Below are 18716 nucleotides of genomic sequence, written 5' to 3'. Positions count from 1 at the left end.
TCAGTCATGACTACGCATTTGCTACCTCCAGGGATTGAAGTCTTTGAAAGAGGCTGGCTCTCTGCCAATAATATTTTTCACTTTGGTGAAAATGATGTTTCTTTGGTGGATTCTGGATATTGTGCTCACCAAGATCTGACTATCGGTTTGGTTCAGAATGCATTGCAAAAGCATCGTCTATTGAAATTAAATAGGGTGGTTAATACCCATCTGCATTCAGACCACTGTGGTGGCAATGCGGCTTTGGTAAAAGCATTTCATAGCGAGGTATGTATTCCGGCTGCTGAAGCGATAGCAGTTCAAAACTGGGATAGCGCTTTATTAAGTTATGACAACTTGGGTCAAGAGTGCCCTCAGTTTCCGCATCACGGTGTATTGATCCCGGGTGAGGAAATACTGTTAGGAAGATATCTCTGGAAGATATTGGCAGCACCAGGACATGATCCGCACTCTGTTATGTTGTACCAGGCAGATCACCGTATATTGATTTCAGCTGACGCCCTATGGGAAGAGGGTTTCGGAGTGATTTTTCCTGAGCTTTGGGGTGAAGTGGGTTTTGAAGAGGTGGCACAAACCTTGGATTTGATTGAGACATTGCCAGTCAATCTGGTGATCCCTGGGCATGGCGCACCTTTTACGGATGTTTCCAAATCTCTTGCTACAGCAAGATCGAGATTAGATTATTTGGCCTCTGATCCAGATCGGAATGCCCGACATGGCGCTAAAGTATTGTTGAAATACCGCCTCTTAGAATGGCGCAGCCGTGACATTGCACATGTGAATGAATGGATTGCGAATACACCTGCATTAATTAGTGCAGCAAAACTGCTCAACATGAGTATGGATGAATTTACGCAGTGGTTGCCTAAAGCCTTGATCAAGTCGGGTGCAGCAAAACTGGATAATCAAATGTTGGTTGATCTTGCCTAATGTTTTTTATCACTTATTTTAAAAGCTCAGCACAATTTTTCCATACACAGACCAGTTAGAGAGTTGGTAGGTTTGAACAACTTGTTTCGCACCGCCAATCGCTACCAAAAGATTTTTATTGATTCGTTGGGTCACCATCGCATCAATCGGCACAAACCAGCCTCCACCCGCGGCGTTAAAGACCGCGCCGTTCTCATCCCAAAAGCGAATCTAGGTGCTGGGACTTAAGTTCAAGCCGATAGTTGGATAAAGCTCAAGCTGACTTGTAATAGGAGGTAAGCTGGTGCCAGCAGGCGCCTTTGGATTGAAACCAAACATATACCTGGCTAGCGGTGAAGTATCTGAAAGGATATTTTTCTCACTACCAGCGGGTTTAAAAGAAGTGCTCACTTGAGGGCCGGCTAACCACTGGCCTGAATTGCTTAGTGGGGCGTATACCCGAGCTCCAATATTACCCAGCCAGCCTACTTGACCACCCCAAATAGTGAGCATGGCATTGTTAGGTGAAAAGCCGTCTGTGCCTTGTGCCGATTGTTGGGGTCCATAGCTTGCGGTGTAGGCGGTATCGAGTCGCATAGTGCCGTGCCAGTCTCCCAGATTAAGTGGGTTGTAGTAACGCAACTTGAGGGTATCGAGATAATTCTGAGATCCCTGGTAGTTATGGTAGCCCCAGAATTTCAGTATGTGATCTTGAGATCTCTCTTGGGGGGTATTAATGAGCCCTAAAATAGACACGGGAGAATATTGCTCGGCGGTACACACCAAACTAGTAGGAATGCAAAAGAAGGACAAGGTCAGCGCGCGCAGGAATCCCATATAGGCATTAATATTAAATTACAAACCACTATTTACTTAAGATTTGAAGAGGAAGCATGGAACATACCGTATTAGTTACTGGCGCTACCGCAGGATTTGGAGAGGCAACTGCCCGACGATTTTTAGCTCATGGGCATAAGGTTGCAGCTGTTGGTAGAAGAGCTGAGCGTTTAGAGGCGCTAAAAAGTTCCTTGCCTGCTGAGCAGCAGAAAAAACTTCTCACCATGGTTGTGGATGTTTGCGATAGTGCTCAGGTTGACTCTTTGGCAAGTGCGCTGCCAGCAGAATTTTCAAAGATAACTGTTTTGGTAAACAATGCTGGGCTTGCTTTGGGCTTAGAGCCAGCTCATAAAGCATTTTTGAGTGATTGGGATCAAATGATTGATACCAATATTAAGGGACTTGTGCATATGAGTCGCGCCTTCTTGCCCGGTATGGTCGATCGTAAGTGTGGCCATATAATTAATTTAGGCTCTGTTGCTGCAAACTATCCTTACCCAGGCGGCAATGTGTATGGGGGCACCAAAGCATTTGTTAAGCAATTTAGTTTAAATTTACGCGCCGATCTGATTGGCACTCCAGTACGAGTAACTTGTATAGAGCCCGGTATGTGTGCTGGTACAGAATTCTCCAATGTTCGCTTTAAGGGTGATGATGACAAAGCGGGGAAGGTATATACCGGTGTTCAGGCCTTGAGTGCTGACGATGTTGCTGAAGCAATTTATTGGTCAGCCACTTTACCGAGTCATATGAATATCAATGTCTTAGAGGTGATGCCCGTTCAGCAAGCTTTCAATGCATTCAATGTGCATCGTGGCGAGTTTTAAGTTTTAGTTTTATTCCACTGATAAAACTTGGGATACACGCGCATCACTACAGGACCATCAAAGTCCCAAGATTTGCATGTACCCAAGTAAAGTGGTGGCTTATCACCAGCTGGATCGAAGAATGCTCCTGGAATGGATTGATAGGCGGCAGTAGCAAGGCTGGAGAGAAGCTCGCGCAAATGCGTGCAGCCTTTAATCCCGCCAAGGTGGGTGTCAATCGTCTTGCGCCAGCCCTTCCCTAGTCGCGACCCAATTAAAGCATCCATTGGTGGAAGCGCTGCCGTACATTCTGCATGGGGGTGTCCATCCATTGCCGCCTCAATGTCTTTGATGACAAAGTCGCGGTCTAGCGTGATACGCACCCACATGTCATGAAAGGCCTCGCCTGGTTGCCAAGTCTTTGCGCTCGTCTGAAAAGGATTTGTCTTGAAGTCCTTTAAATGGCCTTCGATATCCCACAAGCCATCTTCTCTTATGTAGCCCTGAAAAGTAATTTCTCGGGTATGTAAAAGAGAGCGTGATGTTGGGGTGGAGAGCATGGTGATAGAGCTATTTAGTAGTGAGTATTCTAATGATAATGAATTGCGGCATAGGACTGACTCACTCAAGGTGGGCTTGCTCTGTAGTATGCTCTGCAACATATGGCAAAACCCATCTCCCTCGAAAAAATTCTTTTTAGCCAAGGCTTTGGCACCCGTCGCTATTGCGGTGATTTAGTGTATGCCGAACTGGTAAAGGTGAATGGTGTGCTGGCTGAAGATCCAGAGGAGAGAGTTGCTACTGAAAGCCTGATCCTCAATATAGAAGGCAAAGACTGGGAGTATCACGAGAAGGCTTACCTTGCTTTTAATAAGCCGGCAAATTACGAATGCTCACATAAAACGACGCATCATCCTAGTGTTTATAGTTTGTTACCCAGCCCCTTTGTCGAGAGAGGGTTGCAATGTGTGGGCCGCCTAGACTACGACACTACTGGCTTACTCTTAATATCGGATGATGGTCAGTTTATTCATAAGATGACGACTCCGAAGAAAAACATTGGCAAGGTTTATGAAATCACTACACCTGAGCCCATTACGCAAAAACAAATCGATCATTTAATGAATGGTGTTGTGTTAGATGACGATCCTAAACCTTGCTTTGCTTCGGCATGTAAGCTAATTTCTGATCATGTGTTGGCGATGACGATTGTTGAAGGACGCTATCACCAGGTAAAACGCATGATGGCGGCAGTTGGTAATCATGTGGCTAAATTACACCGCACCGAAATTGGCGCATACCGTACGCCTGCAGATTTGAATGAAGGCGAATGGCGCTGGCTTTATCCAGAAGATTTAAAGCAACTTTCCCAAAGTGTTTCTTCTTAAAGGTAATCAATTTTGATGGTCGATAGCTTCGATTTGGAAAAAGAAGTTCCCTTATGGTCCTTGGACGCCAGTGGAAAAAGAATTGCGAGGGAGTTTGCCTTTGCAGACTTCAAACAGGCTTTTGAATTTATGACTCTTTGCGCTCAATATGCGGAAGAAATTAACCATCACCCGGATTGGTCAAACTCTTGGAATAAGGTCGCTGTGGAATTGAGCACACATTCAGCTGGTGCTTTAACTAAACTAGATATTCAGTTGGCAAAGGCAATGGATGCCTTTGCCTTCCAGGTGAAACAAGACTAATTAGTGCTCGTCGCCTTCATGTTCTTCTTCATTCATGCTCATGAGGATGGTGGCGAGCAAGCCATAAACCACCTCGGTGGAGATCATGCCATCTTCATCTAGCTCATCAATTAAGTCGTTTAATCGATCTTCTGTAGGTTCGTTGAGCAAGGTCATTGCACACTCGCACCCATAGTCAAAATCTTCATCGTTCTGGGTTTGGTTCTCTTCGGTCATATTTATCCTTAATTGAGCTTTCAGGATAGCAAATTACTGCCTAATTCGATAGGGTTTTGCCCTAGGCTGAGCCATTTATGTGCGAGCGCAAAAAGTCTAGAATGATTTATAGTCTTTTGAAAAGAAAAACCATAGGAGACAACATGCAATTAGATATTAATGGTCAGATTCAGAATATTGATGTGGAGCCCAATATGCCCTTGTTATGGGCTATTCGAGAAGTGGTCGGGCTCACTGGTACGAAGTACGGCTGTGGTGTCGCTCAATGTGGGGCGTGTACTGTCTACCTCAATGGCGAGCCAGTCCGTTCTTGTTCAATTCCAGTGTCTGCTATTGGTAGTGCCAAAATCACTACTATTGAAGCGCTCTCAAAAAATAGTACGCATCCAGTACAACAAGCTTGGATTGCACTTGATGTTCCTCAGTGTGGTTATTGCCAATCTGGTCAGATCATGGCCGCTGCAGCGCTGTTAAAGCGAAACCCAAAGCCTTCTGATGCTGATATCGATAATGCAATGGGTAATCTTTGTCGTTGCGGAACCTATCAAAAGATTCGTGATGGGATTCATGTTGCTTCCGGTCAAAAGAAATTGGCAGATGTCTTGGCGCAATACAACGCCACTCCTGCAACCCGTGGTTAAGGAGAAAAATATGACTATCAAAAATAAAGCCTCCCATTTAGATAATTCTTCCCGCCGTGATTTCATCATCAAGGGCACAATGCTTGGCGGTGGGTTGATGTTGGGTATAGGGGTCCTTCCGGATTCAGTATATGCACAGGCTGGCCCTAAATATGATCCTAATACACCAACGCAGATTGGCGAGGCGGAAGTAAATGCTTGGGTCAGCATTAAGCCGGACGATGCTGTCTATATCAGAATCGCTCGATCCGAGATGGGGCAAGGAACACGCACAGGCCTTGCTCAGTTGGTCACAGAAGAGCTTGAGTGCAATTGGAAGAAGGTTAAAACTCAGTCAGCTACACCAGGGCAAAGTTTGGCGCGTAAGCGCGTTTGGGGTGAGCATGGTACTGGTGGTAGTCGTGGCATCCGGATTTCTGAAGACTATGTGCGTCGTGGTGCAGCCGCCGCACGCATCATGCTCATGCAAGCAGCTGCCAATCAATGGAGTGTGCCCGTTTCAGAATTGACTGTAGATAAAGGTGTGATTACTCATGTATCAACAGGACGTAAAACAACCTACGGCAAAGTGGCTGAGTTAGCTTCTACCTTAACGCCCCCTGACCCAAAGTCGATTACCTTACGGGATCCAAGAAATTGGAAAGTTGCCGGACAACCATATGCACGCTTGGATACGGCAAACAAAGTGAACGGATCTAAAGTCTATGGTGTTGATTTGCAACTTCCTGGCATGCTTTGCGCATCCGTAAAAGCTTGCCCAGTCTTTGGCGGAAAATTAGTAAGCTATGACGAAGCCAAGATCAAGGGTATGCGTGGGGTGAAGGGTGTGGTCAAGATTGATGACAGCACCCTTGCAGTAGTTGCTGATACCTGGTGGCATGCTAATAGTGCGCTACATGCTATGCCGATTGTTTGGGATGAAGGCAAGGCTGCTAGCGTTTCACAAGATGGCATCAATAAAATGCTGCGTGACGGCTTAGACGAGCAAGGAGATTTTTGGCAGCGTAAGGAGGGCGATGCACCTGCAGCCATCAATAGTGCTACTAAGAAAGTAGAGGCCATTTATTACACGCCTTATCGTGCGCACGTCACGATGGAGCCTATGAACGCTACTGTCAAAATCACAGGCGATCGGGCGGAGGCATGGGTTCCCACCCAAAATGGTGAGGGCTCACATGCCGCCTTATCAGAAGCGACTGGATTGCCACTGGCTAATTGCGAGGTATATAAATTAGATTCGGGTTGCGGCTTAGGTCGTCGTGGATCTATGCAAGATTTCACGACCTATGCAGCTAAAGTTGCACAAAAATTTCCTGGGATACCAGTCAAGGTCATTTGGAGTCGTGAAGAAGACATGACTCATGATTATTACCATCCTATTGCGATGGCAAAAATGACTGCTGGTATTGATAGTTCTGGCAACGTAACTGGCATGCATATCAAGGTTGCAGGCCAGTCGATTAATGCCACGTTGGCACCGCAGGCCATTAAAGATGGCAAAGATGAGCGTCAGCTCCAGGGCTTCTACGAGAAGGGCCCCGATGCTCAACTCGGCTATACCTTCCCCACGCTCTTGACTGAGTATGTAATGAAAAATACCCATGTGCCGGTTGGCCCATGGCGTGGCGTAAACACGAACCAGAACGGCATCTTCATGGAATGCTTTATGGATGAGTGTGCTAAAGCAGCAGGCAAGGATCCTGTGAAATTTAGACAGGCACTCATGCAAAGTCATCCAAAACATTTGGGTGTTCTTAATGCTGCCGCAAAAAAAGCGGATTGGGATAAGCCGTTGCCAGCTGGAACGTACCGTGGTGTTGCCCAGTTTATGGGTTATGCCAGCTACTCCGCTTGCGTTGCTGAAGTAACCGTGCAGAATAATGTGGTGAAAGTTACTCGCTTAGTATTTGCCTTAAATTCTGGCCATGTTGTTAATCCTTACTTAACACGTGAGCAAATTGAAGGTTCTGTAGCAATGGCATTGGGAGCCATTTTCTTGCCAGAGATCTCTGTAGAAAATGGCCGCATCAAACAGCAGAATCTCGATACCTACCCATTACTAAAACTATCTGCAACTCCAAGAATTGAAACAGTCTTGGTTCCTAGCTTTGACTTTTGGGGTGGAGTAGGTGAGCCAACAATCTGTGTGGTTGGCCCTGCTGTTGCAAATGCAATTTCTGCCGCAATTGGCAGGCCAGTGCGGAACTTCCCGTTGAGTAAGGAAGGGCTGAGTTTGGCTTAGGCTTCGCTTAAGTTTTAATCTGGTTGCAGTTTATAAAATTGACCCCATTGATTCTGAATTAATGGGGTCGTTTAATATGTCTTATGAAGTTTATTAAGACAACTGTCTTTCTGTTATCTCTTATACCTCTAGGTCGCTTGATGTGGCTGGGGGCTTATGAGGGTTTGGGTGCCAATCCGATTGAATTTATCACCCGCTCTACCGGTACATGGGCGCTAGTTTTTCTGTGTATTACACTGGCGATGACTCCTTTGCGCTTAATGACAGGTTTGATGGTTTGGATCAAGCTGCGTCGCATGGTAGGGCTCTTTTGTTTTTTCTACGCTGCCATCCACTTTTCGATTTGGTTCTGGTTGGATCAGAACTTAGATATTTGGTTCATGTGGAGCGATGTTGTAAAGCGCCCTTTTATTACGATGGGCTTTCTAACTTTGGTATTACTAACGCCCTTAGCATTGACATCAAATCAGTGGGCCGCGCGTCACTTGGGTAAGCGTTGGACAATATTGCACAAGCTTGTGTACTTGATCGCATGTACTGCCATCGTTCACTATTGGTGGCATAAGGCAGGTAAAAATGATTTAGGAACAGTCTCGATTTATGGGGCAGTTATTTTTCTATTGCTGATGTGCCGTATCCCAGCAGTCAGAAATGTTCTCCAGAGTTACCGAAGGAATTCGCTTGGATGAAGTAATGACTGCTGCCATACAATGGGCCTTATGAATACATTCTTCTCGAGGTTAAGTTCAGTTCTGTTATTGATGGGTGTTTTGGCTTGTTCTCAAACCCCTCCCCAGCCCCCTGGGTCTGATACTTTTTCCCCATATACCCCCCAGCAGATCCAGGGCTTTAATAAGCAAGCTCTGTCGCCGGTAGAGGGGCCATTTGGCCCGGTCGATCCAAGAGCAGAAGATGCTCGTATAGCTAAAGAGCGTGCATCGGATGCGAAATTTTACAATCAACCACAGGGTGAAGAAGAGGCTGAGACGCTAGAAACGCAATCAGTCGACCCCAATCAAGCCACGAAACCAGTCATTACTTTCTAGGCTAGGGTTAGCTTGGGAATAGAGTCTATTTGCAATAGCACTTGCGCTTCTTCAGGCGTGGCATTGAGCCATGCATTGAAGAGTTCGGGCCGCAAGGGAACTACAGTGCGTTTTTCATCTTCCGGTTTATGCATATGTTGCATCAATGGATGATTGCTAGCATCAATAGTGAGCATGGAAAATGAAACGATCAGTTCACCAGTTTCCGATTCAGTCCAGGTGTCCCAGATAGAGGCAATCGCCATTGGTTCGTGATTAGCTTGCTTGATAGCGGTTCGGACTGCTTTACCAGATTCATAATAAGGCTCATAAAAAGTATCCGCCAAGGCTAAGGCGTAATGCCGCTTTGTCCAGGCAAGCTTATAAGAAGGCTTTTCGGCTACCGTTTCAACTCTAGCGTTATAGGTTTTTCTGCCGAAGGTTTCTTCTTTAGCCCATGACGGCAATAAGCCAAAGCGTGCCAAACCAATTGCGGTGCGATCAGTATTGTGACTTTTGAGGACGATGGGTCCTGGATAAGTTGGGAATACATCATGAGCCGTTGATATCGGTAAATCGAGATCAAAGTGAGTTTTTACCCAATCAGTATTTACGGTAGTGAGGTATTGAACGCACATAGGCCTATTTTACTGTGGCTTATTCCAAATTGACCCATGCCTGCTGGTACTATTGAGGCTAAATTTTAGAAAGATATCCCCCTTATGAAACCTTTTGCTTCTGTATTAAATCCAATGTTAGCGCGCTTTATTGTTGCTGGCATGTTAACAAGCGCGCTTGTAGGTGGTGCCTATGCGCAGCAAAGTGGTTTGCCAATTAATGCAGCGGCATCTGTGAACGGAACCATCATTACTAACGACATGGTGGAGCAAGGAATTAAGGTTGCCGTTTCTCAGGGGCAAAAGGATTCTTCAGAATTGCGCAAAGTAGTGATTGAGAAGTACATTGAAGTGCTCTTACTTTCGCAGCAAGCGGAAAAAGATGGTTTAGCAAATTCAGAAAAAGCCAATACTCAACTGATGATGATCCGTCAGAACTATTTGGCAGATCTCGAGCTATCAACTTATATGGCTAAAAACCCAATCACTGACGCAGATGTCCAAGCTGAATACAACAAAGAGGTGTCTTCCTTAGGTCCTCAAGGCATGATTGTCGAATACAAGTTGAGCGATATTGCAGTGGCTAGTGAGGCAGATGCTCAAGCAGCGTTAGCGCGCATTAAAAAAGGCGAGCCATTTGATAAGGTTGCCAAGAGCGTCTCCTTAGCTCCGAATAAGGTGCAGGGCGGTGCTGTAGGTTGGGTTCAGCCTGGTCAGGTGGCCCCAGAATTAGCCTCCGTGTTGATAACCCTTTCTAAAGGCCAGGTTTCACCTGCGCCAATTCAGATGCAGCAAGGCTGGTTTTTAATCAAGTTGGAGGACAAAAAATCGAGCAAGCCACCAGCATTCGAACAAGCCAAGGCTGCTATTCGTGCAGGCATGACACAAAGAAAGCAATACGAGTTCTTGGGTCAGATTGCAAAAGATGCAAAGATTGTCGTTCAGTAAAAGAACAATGCTTTCCTGTGAAAAAGGACTCTTAGTGAACTGCACCCCAAAAGTTGGACAGTTTGGTTAGGTTAGCACGAGGGATTGAGTTCGGTATTGCACTGGACTTAATCCCTTTTTTTTGCTTGATTCGATCGTGGTTGTAGTAGCGGATATATGCATGCAGCCCTTGTTTAAATGATTCAATGGTCTCAAACCTCTTCCGATAGAAGAACTCGGTTTTCATAATCCCAAACCAGTTCTCCATCACGGCGTTATCTAAGCAATTACCTTTTCTAGACATGCTTTGAGTAATGCCTTGCTTCTTTAGGGCTTGTTGATAAAACCCCATCTGATATTGCCAGCCCTGGTCTGAGTGCAGCAGCGGTTTATCAGCCTGCTTGAGATGCTTAAAAGCACTACTAAGCATGGTAGTCACCATACTCAGTTGAGGCTGATCACCAATCTCATACGAGACGATCTCTTGGTTGTAGAGGTCTAGGATGGGTGAGAGATAGACCTTTTGCCCTCTGATGCTGAACTCCGTCACATCAGTGACCCACTTTTGATTGGGCTTGCTAGCTGCAAAGTTGCGCTCTAACAAGTTGGGCGCTACTTTACCCACAGACCCCTTATACGAGCGATATCGCTTAGGGCGTACAGTCGATTTGAGTCCTAGTTGCCCCATGAGCTTTTGCACGGTCTTGTGGTTTAAGTATTCATGTTGATTGCGTAGCTCTAAGTGGACTCGCCGATAGCCATAGCGTCCTTGGTGAGCATTAAAGATGGCATTGATCTGGGTTTTGGTATCAGCATAGGGATCAGCCTGACTGCCGGCTTTTTGCCAGTAGTAATAGACGCTTTTAGGCATTTGGGCTGCAAGCAAAATAATTTGCAATGGATGGTGCTGCCTTAACTCAGTAATTACTTGGGCTTGTTCTTGCTTGCCAAGTGCTTTTGCTGGGCTAAGGCTTCGAGCTTTTTTAGATAAGCGTTCTCCACTTCTAAATACTGCGCTTTGCGCAGTAACTCTTCATGTGTGAGTGAAGTTAAGGGCTTGGCAAGCAAGGCCTTAATATCGCTAGGTTTTGACATGGGCGGCCGTCCCTTGGGCTTAGGTTCTAGGGCTGTGATACCGCCTTCATTGTAGAGGCGTTGCCATACTAGTACCGAGCTTGGGGCTGGGATATTAAAGTGGGCTGCAGTTTGGTTCACCGAGAGCTGGTGTTGCTCCATATGCTGCAAGACTGATAGCTTAAAACCACTTGAGTACTGGATGTAACTCTTATTGAGACTCTTTTGCCCATGGGCCTTAAAAAAGCATGAACCCATTTGCGAACGTAAGCGTATTTAACACCATACTGATCTGCAATGGCTTTAAAACCGCCTTTATCAGATAGATAATGCTCAATGACTGCTAGCTTGAACTCTTTGCTGTATTTGGACATGAAAACTGCACCTTAGAGGGTTGGACGAATGTCCAACTTTTGGGGTGCAGTTCATAGGAGTCCTTTTTTATTTGCGCTCTAGTGTAATGAAGCTAAAGGTAATATTACCTTCTGATCCAGGAGTGCGTTCTACTTCTTTCCAATCTGATGCATTGGGAACCGTAAAGAAAGTATCACCACCATCAATGTCCATATCAATCTCAGTAATATAGAGTCGGTCTGCTTTCGGAAAGGCCTGCGTGAAGAGTTGCTCACCACCAATGACAAAAACACGTGGGAACTCACTTAAGCTATTCAGGGCTTCATCGAGTGATCCAACTAATTCACCACCAGTAGCTTGATAGGTTGCATTGCGGCTCACTATGATGTTGCGACGTCCAGGAAGTGGGCGTCCAATGGATTCCCAAGTTTTACGACCCATGATTACTGGATGCCCCATGGTGACGCGCTTAAAGAACTGCAAATCAGCCGAGATCTTCCAAGGCATTTGATTGTCGCGGCCAATTACGTGATTGCGTGAGCGTGCAACAATCATAGAAATAGTAGGTTGAGTCATGATTACGATTCTTAAATGGCTACAGGAGCTTTAATGTGAGGATGAGATTCATAGCCGTCGATTTCGAAGTCTTCAAACTCGTAATCAAAGATTGAATCAGGCTTACGCAAAATATTAAGCTTAGGCAAAGAGAAAAAATCTCTCGATAGCTGAAGTTCTACTTGTTCAAGATGATTGCTATACAAGTGACAGTCACCACCAGTCCAAATGAAGTCTCCCACCTCCAGATTACATTGTTGCGCCATCATGTGCGTCAGTAAAGCGTAGCTAGCAATATTAAATGGCACGCCTAAAAAAATATCAGCGCTGCGTTGATAGAGTTGGCAGGACAATTTGCCATCGGCAACATAGAACTGAAAGAAAGCATGGCAAGGTGCTAAAGCCATGCGGGGAATATCTGCTACGTTCCACGCAGAAACAATAATGCGACGTGAGTCTGGATTCTTTTTGATCGTCTCAACCACCTCAGAGATTTGATCGATGTGCTGACCATTCGGCGCTGGCCATGAGCGCCACTGATAACCGTAGATAGGACCTAAATCACCATCGGGTGCTGCCCATTCGTTCCAGATAGATACGCCGCGCTCTTTCAGCCAGTTATTGTTCGTGCTGCCTTTGAGGAACCAGAGTAATTCATAGATGATGGACTTCAGGTGAAGCTTCTTGGTGGTTACCATGGGGAAACCATCGGCCAAGTTAAAGCGCATCTGGTGTCCAAATACGGAGACCGTGCCAGTTCCAGTTCTGTCGGACTTTTGAACCCCCTTGGCGAGGACTTCTTTCATGAGATCGTGATATTGATGCATATGGATTGGCTAAAAGTGGTTATGTATTAACGAATTAAGGATAGCTTACTCGAATGTGGGCGACTTCACCCCGAGAGCCTTGTGAAGCTTGGGGGAAGTAGTCGTATATTGCAGTTGAATCTGCTTTTCTGGGTTCAGGTACGAAGCTGCTGCAAAGGCAGCCAGGGCGGCCTCATGAAAGCCTGACAGAATTAGCTTCTTCTTGCCTGGGTAAACATTGATATCACCAACGGCATAAATTCCAGGGATGCTGGTTTGAAATTTTTCTGTATCAACACAGATTTGTTTGCGATCGATATTCAGGCCCCACTCTGCAATCGGACCCAGCTTAGGGGAGAGTCCGTAAAACACCAAAAGATCATCGAGTGGGATCTGTTTTGCTTCGCCATCAATATTGGTGAAGGTGATCTCAGAAAGCAGGCTATCTTTCGCTTCAAAAGCGCTCACCTGACCAATCAACAGTTGCATCTGGTTGCTAGCGCAAAGTTCACGCATTCTCGCAATCGATTTTGGCGCAGCCTTGAAGTCATCGCGACGATGAATCAATGTGACGCTAGAGGCAATCTCAGAAAAATGAATCGCCCAATCTAGTGCTGCATCGCCACCACCACAAATCACAATTCTTTTGTCTGTAAATTGCTCAGGATTTTTAGCGTGGTAGAAAACCTGCTTTCCCACAAAGGCATCAATGCCTTCAAGGTTGATGGTACGGGGCTGGAAGGCCCCTACGCCACCAGCAATAAAGACAGTTTTACTGAGGAAGTGATTGTCTAGTGAGGTGCAAACAAGAAAGCGTCCATCAGCCTGACGTTCAAGCTTGCTAACTTCTTGACCCAGATGAAATTGAGCGTTGAAGGGTTCAATCTGTTTGAGTAAATTATTGGTGAGTTCGCGTCCAGTGCACACTGGAATAGCAGGAATATCGTAGATGGGTTTATCTGGATAAAGTTCAATGCATTGACCACCAATCTCTGGGAGTGAATCAATGACATGCGTTTTAATTTCCAGGAGACCTAATTCAAAAACCTGAAAGAGACCCACGGGACCGGCGCCAATGATGACGGCATCAGTTTCTATGGGTGTATTCGACACAAATTTCTTTGGTTAGAAAATTACTTTACTAGCTGATCAAGTTTGTTTTTAACGTCTTTCCATTCTTCAGCATCTGGAAGAGCAGCTTTGGACTTGGTAATCGATGTCCAAGAAGGAGAGAGATCTGCGTTCAATTTGATAAATGTCTGTTGATCACCAGGTACGTCGTCTTCAGCATAAATTGCATTTACTGGGCACTCGGGTACACAAACCGCGCAGTCAATACATTCGTCTGGATCAATGACTAAAAAATTGGGGCCTTCGCGAAAGCAGTCAACTGGACAAACATCAACGCAGTCGGTGTATTTGCAACGGATACAAGCTTCGGTAACAACGTAAGTCATGGCGGTTTTGTTTCAAGAGCCCCAAAAAGCTGGGTGCTAAGTTATAAAAACTCAATTTTAGCTGAAATAGCCTATTTTTCAGGCGAAAGGGTCTATTTAGTTGAGGTAAAGTTCCCACTATGAATACCCAGTCAAATAAGCACGCTAGCAAGCAAAAACCCAGAATCCTGGTTGCAAGAGCCATTTTCCCAGAGGCTTTGGCTAAATTAGAGGAATCTTATCAGGTTCGGTCCAATCAAGAGGATAGGATTTTTAGTCCCGAAGAGTTGCAAAAAGAACTCTCTGGGGTTGTAGGGGCTTTAGTTGCTGGTAGCGAAAGAATTGATGCAAACGCCTTAATGCATGCCAAAGATCTAAAAATTGTGGCCAATATTTCTGTGGGCTATAACAATTTTGATGTGCCGGCAATTACTGCTGCAGGTGTGATGGCTACGAATACTCCGGATGTATTAACAGACACTACCGCTGATTTTGGTTTTGCGTTACTCATGGCAACAGCAAGACGTATTACTGAATCCGAGCATTGGGTGCGTGCAGGTCAGTGGGATAAGTGGTCGATTGTGAATAATCCACTTGGTATGGATTTGCATCACAGCACAGTGGGCATTATTGGTATGGGGCGTATTGGCCAAGGAATTGCTAAGCGTGCTTTAGGTTTCGGAATGAATGTGATTTATCACAATCGCAGCCATTTATCTGAGGCTGATGAAAAGGCCTGTGGCGCTAAATATGTTTCTAAAGAAGAATTACTTCGCACCGCTGATCACGTAGTTCTAGTGTTGCCTTATAGTGCCCAGAGTCATCATACAATTGGCGCTAAAGAAATTGCACTCATGAAGCCGACTGCAACCCTGATAAACATTGCCCGTGGTGGCATTGTGGATGATGCGGCGCTGGCTCAAGCTCTCAAGGAGAAGCGAATCTTTGCTGCTGGCTTAGACGTGTTCGAAGGAGAGCCTAAAGTACATCCCGAACTATTGAAATTGAGCAACGTTGTGCTTGCTCCACACATTGCTAGCGCCACAGAAAAAACACGTAGAGCAATGGTGGATTTAGCAGTGGATAATTTACGTACAGCGCTTGATGGAAAAAAACCACCTAGCCTCATTAATGCAGAAGTCTATGCAGTTAAGTAAAAAATAAAGCCGAGTCATACTCGGCTTTATTGCTTGAAGGTTAGCTTCGAATCTTGAGGCGCTTATTCAGCGTCAATTTCTTCTGGCAATTCGCGTAACGCTAATTCAATACCGCCAAATTTTCCAGCAACCCAGTTATAGACTTTGCAGGCAATCCACAACAACCCAAATCCGAGTAGGGCGTTAAGAATGAGTGCTGACAGCACAGTAAATCCAGGGATTGCGCCGTCACGTATGAAGGCTACAAAGAGGGCCAGCAACACGATTGGTACAGAGAAGCAGAGGTAAACCAAAACCAAGGTTTTGGCAGTGTGCATAGGGTCTAGAAAGACGAGTTCTTTTTTGCTAAGTTTCATGATGACGCAATCTTAAAGCAGTCCATCAAAAAGCGCTATATCTACCCAGTCTCCAGCGGCAACATTTCCTTGTTCATGACCTAGGATCACAAAGCAATTAGCCTCACTCATCGAGCGCAAAATTCCGGCACCTTGGCTGCCAGTTAGTCGTACTGTTGGCTTGCCATCAGCCCCACGCCCCAGAATAGCGCGTTGAAATTCTGTTCGACCTGGCTTTTTCCGAATAGGAGCTTCGGCAATAGCTTGGGTAAGAGGCGGTTCAGTTTGATTGGCGCCATTGAGCTGCAGAAGTGCTGCACGGACAAATTGATAGAAGGTCACCATCACTGCTACGGGATTCCCGGGCAGACCAAAGAAAAGGGTTTTACGAGCAGGGGAATTTCCAGCTACTGGCTTAAGAACTCCAAAGGCCATGGGACGTCCTGGGCGCATGGCGATTTTCCAAAAGCCGACATCGCCCAACTCTTGCATGATCTGTTTCGTGAAATCTGCTTCACCAACCGAAACGCCCCCAGAAGAAATCAATACATCTGCTTTGCTAGCTGCCTCGATAAAGGCTTGCTTCAAAGAGGCGGGGTCATCGCGCACAATGCCGCAGTCAATGATTTCTAAATTCAGGCGATTGAGTAAACCAGTAAGGCTGTAGCGGTTGCTGTCATATATGCTGCCTGCATCCAATGCTTGACCAAGCGCACGCAACTCATCACCTGAAGACAGAATAGCCACCTTAAGTTTGCGCCTTACGGGTAAGGGGGTAATACCCAGTGACGCGGCTAAGCCCAGATCAGAAGGGCGCAGTAAGCGTCCAGCGGCGATTGCAGGCTTACCTTTTTGAAGATCTTCGCCACGCAGACGACGATTCTCGCCAGGCTTTAATTGATCTTGCCTAAACTCAATCGTAAGCTCATCTTTTGTGGCTGTGAATTCTTGTGGAATGACGGTATCGCAACCAGTAGGCATCAGAGCGCCGGTCATGATCTTCAGGCATTCTCCAGCTCCAATACTGCCGTCATAAGGCTTGCCTGCAAGCGCTGTGCCAACCACTCTTAATGAAATAGATGGATTGCTTGTATCGAGGCATTTGCCATCAAATGCATAACCATCCATCGCAGAATTGTCGGCAGCCGGAACATCGATGGGTGAAAGTAAGTCAGCCGCCAATATCCGATTAATCGCCTGATCCAATGGAGCGGTTTCAATATCTGCGGAATCATTCATTGCTGCAGCTTCTTGAATGAGATCCTCTACTAATGCAGCAATTGCCTTACGCGCATCATCAACATGCAGCGACGAGGTCAAAAGAATTGGTTGGTTTGGGGAGCGACTCATGCCGATACTTCTTCTAAGGACTTTAGCTCTTCAGGTGTATTTACATTGGCAAAAGCTTGAGAGTCATCAAATATAACGGTGCTGCTCCGTAACTCTTTAAACCAGCGATCAATTTTGAGATCTTCTTTTTGGAGAAATTGATTCAATGCATCCTGTAAGTTACTCTGCATGAGGCAAAAAACAGGCTGCGCCCATACCTTGCCATTGATCTCTTTGGTGGAGGCGTACACCAACTGAAAATCACCCCGCTCCATCTCGGCAATTAATGACTCTGCGAGATGATTGGGTAGCAAAGGTGAGTCGCAAGGCGAGGTAAGGAGGTAAGATGTCTTGCAGGCCTTCAGGCCTGCGGAGAAGCCTGCTAGCGGCCCTGAAAAATCTGGCGTCTCATCCATGATCACTGGGTATCCATAGCTCGCATACTTTGTGATGTTGCGATTGGCATTAATCACAATGGTTTGCACCTGTGGCTTAAGCTTTGCAATAGCTGACTCAATGAGTGGTTTGCCGTGAAAAGGAATCAGTCCCTTATCAATGCCACCCATACGTTGCGCACGTCCGCCAGCAAGTATGAGTGCAGTGATGTCTTTAGTGGAAATCATTAACCACCAATATAAGACATTTCAACCTTGCGGTTGCCGGATAACAGATTCGCGGTATGTGAACCCCGAATTTCGGAATAGTGATCGTCGCGAGTGGACCAGGTATTCATTACCGCGTTGGCAATTTCTAAATCACTCATGCCAGAGCGTAATAAGGTTTTGAAATCAAAACCTTCATTGGCAAAGAGGCAGAGATACATTTGTCCATCAGTCGAGATACGAGCTCTAGAGCATTCATGACAGAAAGTTTGGGTAACGCTGGAGATCACGCCAATCTCACCTGAGCCATCGACATAACGCCAGCGCTGTGCGACTTCACCGGTGTAGTTAGCCTCTACTGGCTCTAAAGGAAAAGCTTCATGAATTCTGGCAATCACTTCTTTAGACGGAAGTACCTGTTCCATATTCCAGCCATTAGAGCTGCCCACATCCATAAATTCAATAAAACGCAGAATGACGCCACTGCCTTTAAAGTGCTTAGCCATCGCAACAATCTCATGATCGTTGGTACCTTTTTTCACCACCATATTGACTTTGATATTTTGGAAGCCCGCTTCTTGGGCTGCGGCAATGCCATCGAGCACATCGGCAACTGGGAAGTCAACATCATTCATTTTTTTGAAGATGGCGTCATCTAGACCATCGAGACTGACTGTCAATCTTTGCAGGCCGGCAGTTTTTAGTGCAGCAGCTTTCTTGCGCAAGATGCTGCCGTTAGTAGTGAGGGTGAGGTCGAGTGCTTTATCTTCTGGAGTGCGCACTTTGGCCAACATCTCAATAAGTACCTCTAAGTTCTTGCGCAGCAAAGGCTCGCCACCAGTCAGTCTAATTTTTTCAACGCCCAAAGCAGCGAAGATAGAGGTGAGGCGAGTAATTTCTTCAAAGCTCAGTAATTCTTTATGAGCTAGGTAGGGATAGTTTTGATCGAATACTTCCTTAGGCATGCAATAGGTGCAGCGAAAGTTGCAGCGATCGGTCACGGAGATACGCAGATCTCTTAGGGTGCGCCCCCGAGTATCTTTGGTATGACTATGCGGCGTGATGAGTTGGGCGCCAATAGATGGCGTCAGGCCTTTGCCTTCATCAATGCGTATCGGAATTACTTTAGGGTTTACTTTTTCAACCATGCTCTCAAT

At 45.9% G+C, this 18716-nt stretch carries 23 protein-coding genes and 1 pseudogene; 10 read left to right on the top strand and 14 right to left on the bottom strand.

The annotated features are described in order from the left end of the window. The first annotated feature begins 6 nt into the window (after positions 1-6). The gene (locus VC159_RS08905) at positions 7-930 is read left to right on the top strand and encodes an MBL fold metallo-hydrolase (protein ID WP_215359321.1); all 924 of its coding nucleotides are present in this window, start codon (positions 7-9) and stop codon (positions 928-930) included. An 18-nt stretch (positions 931-948) separates the two neighbouring features. Here the strand turns inward: VC159_RS08905 and VC159_RS08900 are convergent, their stop codons facing one another. Together VC159_RS08900 and VC159_RS08895 are read right to left on the bottom strand one after the other, a co-directional pair. Continuing rightward, complete coding sequence (locus VC159_RS08900; RefSeq protein ID WP_323473334.1) at positions 949-1083, bottom strand: hypothetical protein; 135 nt, start codon at positions 1081-1083, stop codon at positions 949-951. 57 nt (positions 1084-1140) lie between these two features. Beyond that, positions 1141-1665, bottom strand: coding sequence for a hypothetical protein (locus tag VC159_RS08895; protein ID WP_215359325.1), 525 nt, complete (start codon positions 1663-1665; stop codon positions 1141-1143). 137 nt (positions 1666-1802) lie between these two features. Here VC159_RS08895 and VC159_RS08890 point away from each other — a divergent pair, with 137 nt between their 5' ends. After that, on the top strand, positions 1803-2573 hold the full coding sequence (locus tag VC159_RS08890; RefSeq protein ID WP_215359327.1) for an SDR family NAD(P)-dependent oxidoreductase: 771 nt from the start codon (positions 1803-1805) through the stop codon (positions 2571-2573). Here VC159_RS08890 and VC159_RS08885 read toward each other — a convergent pair. Further along, a complete protein-coding gene (locus VC159_RS08885) occupies positions 2570-3112 on the bottom strand; it encodes a DUF2889 domain-containing protein (protein WP_215359329.1) in 543 nt (180 codons plus the stop codon). The genes VC159_RS08890 and VC159_RS08885 overlap by 4 nt on opposite strands. 102 nt (positions 3113-3214) lie before the next feature. Here VC159_RS08885 and VC159_RS08880 point away from each other — a divergent pair, with 102 nt between their 5' ends. Together VC159_RS08880 and VC159_RS08875 are read left to right on the top strand one after the other, a co-directional pair. After that, a complete protein-coding gene (locus VC159_RS08880) occupies positions 3215-3940 on the top strand; it encodes a pseudouridine synthase (RefSeq protein WP_215359331.1) in 726 nt (241 codons plus the stop codon). Positions 3941-3955: 15 nt separating this feature from the next. Then, positions 3956-4243 carry a 4a-hydroxytetrahydrobiopterin dehydratase gene (locus VC159_RS08875; RefSeq protein WP_215359333.1) on the top strand — a complete coding sequence of 96 codons (288 nt, stop codon included), beginning with the start codon at positions 3956-3958 and terminating at the stop codon, positions 4241-4243. Here the strand turns inward: VC159_RS08875 and VC159_RS08870 are convergent, their stop codons facing one another. Further along, positions 4244-4459, bottom strand: coding sequence for a hypothetical protein (locus VC159_RS08870; protein WP_068322043.1), 216 nt, complete (start codon positions 4457-4459; stop codon positions 4244-4246). A gap of 143 nt (positions 4460-4602) precedes the next feature. Between VC159_RS08870 and VC159_RS08865 the strand changes: the two genes are divergently transcribed. The 4 genes from VC159_RS08865 to VC159_RS08850 all read left to right on the top strand — a co-directional run bounded on the left by VC159_RS08865 (position 4603) and on the right by VC159_RS08850 (position 8388). After that, a complete protein-coding gene (locus VC159_RS08865) occupies positions 4603-5100 on the top strand; it encodes a (2Fe-2S)-binding protein (RefSeq protein ID WP_215359335.1) in 498 nt (165 codons plus the stop codon). A gap of 10 nt (positions 5101-5110) precedes the next feature. Then, positions 5111-7342, top strand: a complete 2232-nt coding sequence (locus VC159_RS08860) for a xanthine dehydrogenase family protein molybdopterin-binding subunit (protein WP_215359337.1) — start codon at positions 5111-5113, stop codon at positions 7340-7342. Between the two features lie 83 nt (positions 7343-7425). Beyond that, positions 7426-8031, top strand: coding sequence for a sulfite oxidase heme-binding subunit YedZ (locus VC159_RS08855; protein ID WP_215359339.1), 606 nt, complete (start codon positions 7426-7428; stop codon positions 8029-8031). 30 nt (positions 8032-8061) lie between these two features. Then, positions 8062-8388 (top strand): hypothetical protein, encoded by a 327-nt coding sequence (locus VC159_RS08850; protein ID WP_251367766.1) that lies wholly within the window; start codon positions 8062-8064, stop codon positions 8386-8388. Here the strand turns inward: VC159_RS08850 and VC159_RS08845 are convergent. Beyond that, positions 8385-9005 (bottom strand): SOS response-associated peptidase, encoded by a 621-nt coding sequence (locus tag VC159_RS08845; protein ID WP_215359341.1) that lies wholly within the window; start codon positions 9003-9005, stop codon positions 8385-8387. The two genes, VC159_RS08850 and VC159_RS08845, sit on opposite strands and share 4 nt — an antisense overlap. Before the next feature lie 84 nt (positions 9006-9089). On the opposite strand from VC159_RS08845, the gene VC159_RS08840 reads away from it, so the two are divergent. Then, positions 9090-9932: a peptidylprolyl isomerase gene (locus tag VC159_RS08840; protein ID WP_251367767.1), complete on the top strand. Its 843-nt coding sequence runs from the start codon at positions 9090-9092 to the stop codon at positions 9930-9932. 66 nt (positions 9933-9998) lie between these two features. Here the strand turns inward: VC159_RS08840 and VC159_RS08835 are convergent. The 5 genes and pseudogenes from VC159_RS08835 to fdxA form a co-directional block, all read right to left on the bottom strand. Beyond that, positions 9999-11359, bottom strand: a pseudogene (locus VC159_RS08835) (IS3 family transposase). A 67-nt stretch (positions 11360-11426) separates the two neighbouring features. Next, a complete protein-coding gene (locus VC159_RS08830) occupies positions 11427-11915 on the bottom strand; it encodes a dihydrofolate reductase (RefSeq protein WP_215359343.1) in 489 nt (162 codons plus the stop codon). Between the two features lie 11 nt (positions 11916-11926). Continuing rightward, positions 11927-12721, bottom strand: a complete 795-nt coding sequence (locus tag VC159_RS08825) for a thymidylate synthase (RefSeq protein ID WP_215359345.1) — start codon at positions 12719-12721, stop codon at positions 11927-11929. Between the two features lie 45 nt (positions 12722-12766). Next, a complete protein-coding gene (locus tag VC159_RS08820; RefSeq protein ID WP_215359347.1) occupies positions 12767-13813 on the bottom strand; it encodes an NAD(P)/FAD-dependent oxidoreductase in 1047 nt (348 codons plus the stop codon). Positions 13814-13833: 20 nt separating this feature from the next. Beyond that, entirely contained in the window at positions 13834-14157 is a 324-nt protein-coding gene (gene fdxA, locus VC159_RS08815; RefSeq protein WP_215359349.1) for a ferredoxin FdxA, read from the bottom strand. A 119-nt stretch (positions 14158-14276) separates the two neighbouring features. Here fdxA and VC159_RS08810 point away from each other — a divergent pair, with 119 nt between their 5' ends. Then, on the top strand, positions 14277-15293 hold the full coding sequence (locus VC159_RS08810) for a 2-hydroxyacid dehydrogenase (RefSeq protein WP_215359351.1): 1017 nt from the start codon (positions 14277-14279) through the stop codon (positions 15291-15293). Positions 15294-15355: 62 nt separating this feature from the next. Here the strand turns inward: VC159_RS08810 and VC159_RS08805 are convergent, their stop codons facing one another. Genes VC159_RS08805 through moaA form a run of 4 tightly spaced genes read right to left on the bottom strand, consistent with a single transcriptional unit; the run spans position 15356 to position 18707 of the window. Continuing rightward, entirely contained in the window at positions 15356-15649 is a 294-nt protein-coding gene (locus VC159_RS08805; protein ID WP_072583151.1) for a hypothetical protein, read from the bottom strand. Between the two features lie 12 nt (positions 15650-15661). Continuing rightward, positions 15662-16978, bottom strand: coding sequence for a gephyrin-like molybdotransferase Glp (gene glp, locus VC159_RS08800; RefSeq protein WP_215359353.1), 1317 nt, complete (start codon positions 16976-16978; stop codon positions 15662-15664). Further along, positions 16975-17580: a molybdenum cofactor guanylyltransferase MobA gene (mobA, locus tag VC159_RS08795; RefSeq protein WP_215359355.1), complete on the bottom strand. Its 606-nt coding sequence runs from the start codon at positions 17578-17580 to the stop codon at positions 16975-16977. Before mobA ends, glp begins: the two co-directional genes overlap by 4 nt. Continuing rightward, positions 17580-18707 (bottom strand): GTP 3',8-cyclase MoaA, encoded by a 1128-nt coding sequence (gene moaA / locus VC159_RS08790; protein WP_215359357.1) that lies wholly within the window; start codon positions 18705-18707, stop codon positions 17580-17582. Before moaA ends, mobA begins: the two co-directional genes overlap by 1 nt. Positions 18708-18716 lie beyond the last annotated feature (9 nt).

Source organism: Polynucleobacter sp. JS-JIR-II-c23 (genome assembly GCF_035011225.1).
Classification (GTDB): domain Bacteria; phylum Pseudomonadota; class Gammaproteobacteria; order Burkholderiales; family Burkholderiaceae; genus Polynucleobacter.
Note: the sequence above shows the minus strand (reverse complement) of the source record. Positions and strands in the feature narration are given on the sequence as shown.